General features: G+C 68.2%; 8 protein-coding genes. 7 read left to right on the forward strand and 1 reads right to left on the reverse strand.

Going from position 1 to position 8,161, the window contains the following annotated elements; genetic code table 11:
• The first annotated feature begins 101 nt into the window (after positions 1–101).
• The 6 genes from ACWD6N_RS36740 (at position 102) to ACWD6N_RS36765 (ending at position 5,269) form a co-directional block, all read left to right on the forward strand.
• Positions 102–821, forward strand: coding sequence for a hypothetical protein (locus ACWD6N_RS36740; protein WP_450006589.1), 720 nt, complete (start codon positions 102–104; stop codon positions 819–821).
• A gap of 177 nt (positions 822–998) precedes the next feature.
• Positions 999–2,033 carry a DUF4192 domain-containing protein gene (locus ACWD6N_RS36745; RefSeq protein ID WP_450006591.1) on the forward strand — a complete coding sequence of 345 codons (1,035 nt, stop codon included), beginning with the start codon at positions 999–1,001 and terminating at the stop codon, positions 2,031–2,033.
• Between the two features lie 5 nt (positions 2,034–2,038).
• On the forward strand, positions 2,039–2,491 hold the full coding sequence (locus ACWD6N_RS36750) for a hypothetical protein (RefSeq protein ID WP_450006593.1): 453 nt from the start codon (positions 2,039–2,041) through the stop codon (positions 2,489–2,491).
• Between the two features lie 251 nt (positions 2,492–2,742).
• Positions 2,743–3,021 (forward strand): hypothetical protein, encoded by a 279-nt coding sequence (locus ACWD6N_RS36755; protein ID WP_450006594.1) that lies wholly within the window; start codon positions 2,743–2,745, stop codon positions 3,019–3,021.
• 260 nt (positions 3,022–3,281) lie between these two features.
• The gene (locus tag ACWD6N_RS36760) at positions 3,282–3,977 is read left to right on the forward strand and encodes a GGDEF domain-containing protein (protein WP_450006595.1); all 696 of its coding nucleotides are present in this window, start codon (positions 3,282–3,284) and stop codon (positions 3,975–3,977) included.
• Entirely contained in the window at positions 3,974–5,269 is a 1,296-nt protein-coding gene (locus tag ACWD6N_RS36765) for a hypothetical protein (protein WP_450006597.1), read from the forward strand. Before ACWD6N_RS36760 ends, ACWD6N_RS36765 begins: the two co-directional genes overlap by 4 nt.
• A 1,826-nt stretch (positions 5,270–7,095) precedes the next feature.
• Here the strand turns inward: ACWD6N_RS36765 and ACWD6N_RS36770 are convergent.
• The gene (locus ACWD6N_RS36770; RefSeq protein WP_450006599.1) at positions 7,096–7,809 is read right to left on the reverse strand and encodes an IS6 family transposase; all 714 of its coding nucleotides are present in this window, start codon (positions 7,807–7,809) and stop codon (positions 7,096–7,098) included.
• Positions 7,810–7,882: 73 nt separating this feature from the next.
• On the opposite strand from ACWD6N_RS36770, the gene ACWD6N_RS36775 reads away from it, so the two are divergent.
• Positions 7,883–8,005, forward strand: coding sequence for a hypothetical protein (locus tag ACWD6N_RS36775; protein ID WP_449940211.1), 123 nt, complete (start codon positions 7,883–7,885; stop codon positions 8,003–8,005).
• Positions 8,006–8,161: the final 156 nt, after the last annotated feature.

Genomic DNA, 8,161 nt, shown 5'->3' on the forward strand with positions numbered 1-8,161 from the left:
TACCCGAACCCGCGTGGATCAACAAGCCCGACGACGAGCCGACTCAGTCAACGAACCCCTGAACCACCCGCCCCGAAAAGGTTGACACCTTCCGCACGACGATGGACCACCAGCTACATGCGCTGGCTGACGCCGGCATCACCCTGACCAGGCTGACCTGGCAGACCGCCGACAGCCCTGACGAGGCCCCGCCGGACGACATCCACACCAATGCGCAACCCCTGGTCGGCGCGGTAAACCTGACCAACGTCGACCGCCTCACCGCTGCGACGGCGGCACGTGACGCCGCCGTACAGGCCCTCACCGGCCTGCGGCGCAGCATCCGCGCCCGCGCGATCCGCGCCCTGGTCGACGACGAGTTCGGCGGCATCTATCAGCACGCCGCGCAGCGGGTCGACCAGTTCCTCATCGACCTCGGGCTCGACCCCCTGCCTCGAGCACACCACATCACGGTCGTCGCCGACCTCACGCTGCCGGTCGGCGACGGCACCGCCCGCGATGCCTGCGACGCGGCACGACACACCATGCGCACGGTCACCACCAGCAGCCCGGACCAGGCACGGCCGTGGACCGCGTACGGCTGGACCATCCCCGAGTACGCCACCGTCGACCAGGACGGCTGGCGGATCCCGTTCCAGCACGAGTACGAGATGTGGCTACGCGGACACGCCACTCCCGCCGACGCCTCCACCGCAGCCGAAGCCCTCGTCCGCGCGGACCTGACCCGGGCACTGGCCGGCATCGACCACCACCTGGTCACGGTGACCGCCACCGTCGAGAGCCTCGGCATCGACCTGCACCTGGACCCCGACAGCGACTGAACCGTCCGCCGGATATCTCCGCGGCTGAGCAGGTGCCATCCGAGCCCTGCTTCCCACGGGCAGACCTCAGTTGGCGCCTGCTCGCGGATCGACGCTGCGCGCGGCGCCAGCCACGACTACGCCATCCGGCCGACATCCCACTCCTCTACCGAAACCACTTTCTGTTGGGAGATCATCGTGTCGTTCTCCGAGAACAAACTGACGGTCCGATCCTCAGCCGACCTGGCGACCGCGGTGCCGTACCTCATCGGCTTCCATCCCGGCGAGGGCAGCATCGTCGTGATCGCCTGCCGAGACCGGCGGATCGTGTTCGCCGCCCGAGGCGACCTGCCGTCCCCCGGATCCCCCGCCCACCCGCTGCGCGAGCTCACCGCTCACCTCGTCCCGGTCGTGCAGCGGCAGCAGCCGATCACCGACCTCGTGATCGTCGGCTACGGCGCCCAGGCACACGTCGACCCGGCACTGCGTGCCATCGGCGATGCGTTCACCTCCACCGGCCTGGCCGTGCGGGAACTGCTACGGGTCACCAAAACCCACATCTTCAGCCTCACCTGCGACGATCCCGCCTGCTGCCCACCGGACGGAACCCCCTTCGACCCCACCACCTCCCTCATCGCCGTGCAAGCGACCGTCGCCGGGCTGGTCGCAAGGCCTGATCGGGCGGCAGTGGCCAGCCGCTTCACCGCAGTCGACAGCCCCGGCGACGGCATCCGACACGCCACGAACGACGCGACCGCCCGCATGGCCGCTTTGAAAACCGCCGGCAGCGCCGCGGTGTACGAGGCCGGCGTCCACGCGGTCCGCGGCGCGCTGCGACAACACGACGGCGGCACACGTCTCACCGACGACGAGGTGGCCTGGCTGACCGTGCTGCTGACGCACAGGCCCGTGCGGGACCTCGCCGCCAACCTCACCCAACCGCACGACCAGCACGTCACCTTCTGGGCCGAGATCACCCGCCGCGCCGACGAGCCGCTCGCGCCAGCGCCCGCGACCGTACTCGCGCTCACCGCCTGGCGCTGCGGTGACGGCGTCCTGGCCGCCATGGCCGCCGAGCGTGCCCTGCAGGTCAACCCCGACTACCAGCTCGCCGCCCTGCTCCTACAGGCCCTGCACGCCGGTCTGCCGCCCTCCGCCATCGAGCAGACGATCACCAGCACCCACCCCAGCCCATCGACCCCGAACCCGAACACTGCCTCAGAACAGGAGTAACCACGGTGGATCCCATCCGCAGCATCCTGCTGTCTCTCGCCCGCACCGCCGAAGAAGCCCGACTGCGCTCGCACGCCGAACGCGCCGCCCTGCGCGCCCGCGGCGAAACGCCCACCCGCACCGAGGCATTCGCCTACGACATCCAGGCCAACCTGTGCCTGATCACCGCGATCACCGCCGCCGACCTCCCGGTGAACTTCCGCCTCTACGACACCACCCTGTCCCGAGACCCGCTCACCGCAGCCGCACAGCTTCGCCAGGTCACCTCCGCCTACGACCACAGCGGGCCGATCGAGGCCGCACACGAGGCTGCGCGCTTGGCCTACAAGGCGGCGCTCGCCGAGCCGCTCACCGGGCAGGAACAGCACTACGTCGACCTGCTCGTCGACCTGCCCGCCGCGCGACGCGACAAGATCATCGAAGTGGCGGAGGAACATGCCCGCCACCTGCCGGCGTGAGCATCGGCGCACCTGCCGTCGGCACCCCCACCCGCTCTCCTGCCAGGGGCGCAGCAGCACGCCGTGCTTCCTCCCCGGCTGCGGCGGACCAGACCCCGCCGGCGCCTTACAGCGTGGGCCACGACGGGGGAGTGAGCCACGACGGCGCAACCCGCCCGGCCAGAACCATCCAGGTCAGCGGCCGCTGCTGCACGACCTGCCGGGGGCGCAGGACGTGCCTGGCAGGGGCAGCAACCCCAGGAAAGGAACCCATGAGCCTGTACACCCTCACACCCAAACCCGGGTTCGAGCGGTACACCATCCAAGTCGGCTGGAACCCCCACCGCACGTACGTCGCCACCGTCGTCGACTTCACCTGGGACCCGGTCACCGCACCCCACCACCAGCCCGACACCATCCACCTCGGCCGGATCGAGACGATTCTCGACCCGGCCGAGGTGCTTCTGGCCGTCGCGCCATACGCCGAGATCGCGGCCGACCTACCGGCCAGGCTCCGCGCCGACCAGGCCGCGCACCCGGTGCGCCGCTGACACCAACTCCCGGTTGGCGGACGTCGCATCGGGCACCAACCGCTGCAACCAACTCGCAGGTACGGCGCTGCGAGCACTGCTGACTGAACCGCCCCGATGGCGCCTCCTCGGGGAGGTCGTCGTCTTCACCGATGCCGTGAGCCCGAGCGGCACGAACCCGTAACCCGGCCCGCCAAAGGCGGGCCGTCGTCGTATCCGGACCCGGGACGCGCCGCCTGGAAACGTTCGCGTCCCGGGTTCTCCCGCAAAGGAGGAACCCAGTGTCCCTATCACTGAACCTGATCGCCACCGCGTTGGTGGCGATCGCCCTGGGCAGGCTCACCGCCTGGCCGACGATTCACGGCCTCCGCACCCAACTCGCCGACGCCACCTGGTCGATGCTCCACGACCCGCTTACCGGCATGCTCAACCGCGCCGGCCTGCAGGCCGCGCACGCGACCCTCGCCGAAACCGCTCCCGCGCAGCCCATCATCGTCGCTCTGATCGACCTCGACGACTTCAAACGCGTCAACGACACCCATGGCCACGGCCGGGGAGACGACCTCCTTACCGAAGTCGGCGACCGCATCACCGACATCGCCGCTCTACACGGAGGCGCCGCCGCGCGGCTCGCCGGCGACGAATACGCCGCACTACTGCCGGCCCGCACCGACGACCTGGACCGCATCGCCGACACCTTCGCCACGATCATCTCCCAGCCCATCGCGCTTCCCGCAGACGGCAACCCCGCCACGGTCACCATCACCGCCAGCGTGGGCCTGGCGCTCGTCGACACCAGCGACACCTTCACTGAGGTGGCCCTGCAGTGCGCCGACATCGCCATGTACCACGCCAAGCGAAAGGGCCGGAACCGCCACGCCATCTACCAGCCGGGCATGACCATGCCGCCCGCACAGCACCGTCGCGGACCTCGCCTCCGCGACCGCCGCCAGCCGACCGACGGGGCCACGGCGTGACCGCCCCACACGAGGAGATGGCCTGCCAGACCTGCCTCTTCCCGCTGAACACCCTCGGCGTGCCCCCCACCTACGTACACCCGACCCACCTCGCCACCGACGGACACGAACCGGCGCCCGTCCCGGTCAGCAAGCTCGACACCGTCCGCCGAAGCTGCGACTTCTGCGGCGACCCGTACCCGATCTGGACACTGCACGGCGGCGAGGTCACCGCCATCGCCATCGGCCCCACCGCAGGGCTGGTCCAAGACTTCGGCCACTCCTGGGCAGCATGCGCGGCCTGCCAAACCCACATCGACGAGGGTCGCAACGACAAGGTCATCGACCGCGCGGTACGGGCACTCGGCCTCGCCAACCATCCACAGGCACGAGCACGAATCGAGGAACTGCACCTGGCGTTCCTCAACGCCCGACTCCCCGGCCGAACGCTCATCACGACGACCGCCTGGCCGGCAACCACCATCACCGCCGCGGAACTGCCCAAGGTCCGTGACCGGCTCACCCGCTTCTACCGAGGCACCGACAACCTGCCCGCCGCGCTCGGAATCACCGACGCACGACAGCAGATAGTCACCAGCCTCGAACGATCACACCTGTACTGGATCGACAACGACTTCACCGACCTGGCTGAGCACGCCGCAGCACAGCTGCCCGACGTACGCATCAGCCGCGACCTCATCCCCTCGGCCGACGGAATGCTCATCTGGCCCCGGCCAGTGACACACCGGCAGCTCACCGCCGCCTCCTGGACCGACACCATCCACGGCCGGAAAATAGTCCTCTACCGCACCATCGGCGCGGGACTCGACGGCAAACCGCTGCAGCGGCTACGCGAAGACGTCGGCTGGCTCGCACCGATGAGCGCAGCCCACCTCCCCGAACAGCACCTGATACCTGGTGACCATCCGGCGGCGGCGCTGGTCGCGACGTGGTTGCTGATCGCACAGCAAACCGCAGAAGTCACCACGACGGGAGTCGACAAAGCCATTGCCAAGACCTATGCCCGCACCAACCGGCCCGTACCCGAGCTGCGCATCGTGCGCATCCGCGGCCGCCGCACCATCCCCGGGCCGGACGGGGCACCGACGCCAGGCAGCCAAGAGCGCTCTCAGACCAGCCGGTTCTGGGTCTCCGGACACTGGCGCAACCAAGCCCACGGCCCCGGCCGATCGCTGCGCCGCCCTGTCTACATCCACCCCTTCCTCAGGGGCCCGGACGAAGCGCCGATCAGGTTGAGCACCACCGTACGCATGCTCAGCAGCCGCCAACCCAATCCCCAAGATCATAAGTAGATAGCGATGTCGGCGGTGGCACAGTATCGGCCGTCCCACCGCCGACATCGGAGGCTTCATCGTCGATGAAACGTTGCCGCAGCCACGAGCGCAAATAGGCGCCGGCGGTGGCACCCTAGGGCGGGGCTTGCCGCCGCCCGTCCGCCTGAACCAGCAATGCTGTGGAGAGCGCTTCGTTCACACCGAAGAGGTCGCTGGTTCGATCCCAGTATCGCCCACCATCGATATACGCAGGCCAGAGGCTCGTCGCCGGATGCTCCGGTAACGGGCTTCTTGCCGTTTGCCCCCTACATTGGGAGCAGATTGGGAGCAGCCCGCTCCTGGCCGTCGGGTGAGCGCGTAGTCACCTGGTCGACGCCGCGGCCCCCTGGAGTCGGGAACGTTCAGACTTCGGCGTCCGCGGTCATCAGCCGGTTCATCGCCTGAGCGAGCACGAGTGCTTGGACCAGGAGCGCAAGTTCGCCCTATGTGGACGGTGCGTTGGCTGGGTTGATCAAGTCGGCGCCTCGCTCCATCACTTGGGCACTCTGATGGTCGTGGCGCACCACAGGCTCAGGGAAACCCGCTCGCCACCAGCCCTGGCACGCAGGGACTGGCGTTGCAACGGCTCCGGTCAATGGGTTCAGTCCCTGAGCCGCCGCGTCGTCAGCGCCTGTCAGCGACCGAGGAGCGTGGTGAAGCAATATGCCGACTATGTGAGCACCGGTGCCTCCACGACGAGCAATTGATGACCGGCCCCGGCCGGGTCAGTCCTTCTGGCTGACGTACACACCTCGACCCAGCTGGCCGTAGACCAGGCGTGCCCCGCCACCGACCCGGTCGCGGTATCCGCCGTTTTGGACGGTGCCGGCTGGTCCACGGGCGGCGGCGCGGCCTACGTGTCGTTGGACGCCCTGACAAGGGCCGAGCTGCGCGAGGCGGGGGGCTGACGTGACGCTTGATCTAGCCGGCTTCGCCCTCAAGCTCCCTGCGGCGCTTCTCTGCCCAGGCCCGGATATCGGCCGTCGCCCACACCCGCCCCACGGTCAGGTGCGCGACCGGCTCAGGGAAGTCGGGACGGTCAGCGAGTGTGTTTGCTCGCTGCCTGGACATGCCGAGGAAGGCTGCTATCTCGGCCATGGCCATAACGTCCCCGGTCATCGGTGCCGACCATCCGACCGGGGCCGTTTACGACACGTCACCCTGCCCCCTTGACGAGTCGTCAACCCTTCGGCGAGAGTCGACGCATGCCCATGCGGAGAGCACCTAAACCCATACCCCTCGCACCCATCCATCGGCCCGCGTGGCGGCGCTGGTTCCGCCGAAACTGCTCCTGCGGACTGAGGTGGAAGACGTGCCCCGACAAGCGGCTGGCCGTGCCTGTCGAGCCTCAGCGGGTCGAGCCGCCCATGCGGGCCGACCCGCCCCACTGGAACCAGCAGACCGAAATCCTGTGGATCGGAAACCTGCTCACGAGAGGGCAGGCGTACCGCGCGAACGGCGGCAGGCATGCGTGAGCATCTACCCATCCGCCCCATATGGCTGTGTCGCGTCTGCGCGCAGCCCTGGCCGTGCGGGGAGGCTCGGCTGAGACTTTCTGCGGAGTACATGAATGATCAAGTAGCGCTGAGCGTCTACCTGGCCTCAACGCTCGGCGAGGCCGCCGACGACCTGCGCAAGCTCAATCCCGAGCCTGGGCCAGATCACGCGCTCTTGTTCGGAAGGTTCCTTGGCTGGACGAGGCAGCGCAAGAATCCAGGCCAGGCGGGCGAATAGGAGTGCGTCCGCTATAGGCGCCGTTGCGTTATCGGATCGGCAGACGTGTTGAACCCGTGCCGGGTCTGCGGTCAGATCGCTTGGGCGAGTTCGGTGAACGCAGCGGCGACCCGCAGAGCGGGTGGGGCGTCAACGCCGAGTTCGTAGTGTCCGCGTCGGAGGTTCTGCATGAACGTGTGTCCGACGACGATCACCTGCGCTGTCTTGTCCGTTCGTAGCCCGCGCATCGGTCTCAACCGGTGTTTGAGCCGGCCGTGATCAGCCTCGATCGGATTGTTCGCGTACTGCTCGACGTGGTGCCACGCCTGCGGAATCAGCTCGTCGAGCACTGTGGGGTAGACCGGCGCGGCGTCGGTGATGACCTCGCTCGGTGTCACCTTCAACGTCGACAGCGCCCGGCGGAAGAACCGGCGTGCCGCGTTGGCGTCCCGTCGGGTGGAGACGAGCACGTCGATGACCTGCCCGTACTGGTCGACCGCTCGGTACACGTACCGCCACACGCCGTTGATCTTGACGTAGGTTTCGTCGACGAACCACCGGTCATCTGGGGAGTGCCGGCAGAATCGGGCGGCGTCGGCCAGCAGTGGAGTGAACCGCTGCACCCACCGGTAGACCGTGACGTGATCGACCTCGACTCCGCGTTCAACCAGCAACTCTTCAACATCGCGGTAGGAGAGGTTGAACCGTAGATACCAGCGGACCGCGACGACGATCACCTCGGACGGAAAACGGAAACCGGCGAACGCCGACGTCGGTGGCAGCCACGGTCGCGGACGGGTCGACATCTTCACCAGTCAAGCTTGCCTTGGCCTTGCCAACGCTCAACGCAACAGAGCCCGAACAGACAAGACAGCACAGGTGATCATCGCCGGCCACGCGTTCATGCAGAACCTGCGCCACGGACACTACGAACTCGCCGTTGACGCCCCGCCGGCAACACGGGTGCCTGCGGCGTTCGCCGCCCTCGCCCTGGCAATCTGACCTCGGACCGACACGGGTTCAACGCGTCCGTCGAGCGGAACTTGTCAAGGTCGGTGGGACCAGTGAGGTGATCTCAGCAAGGTTCGGCGGCCGAGTGGGGATGACACGGGCGTAACGTCCATACCGGACGGTGTTGGATATGGACGTGGAGCCATC

The sequence above is a fragment of the Micromonospora sp. NPDC005163 genome (genome assembly GCF_053599835.1).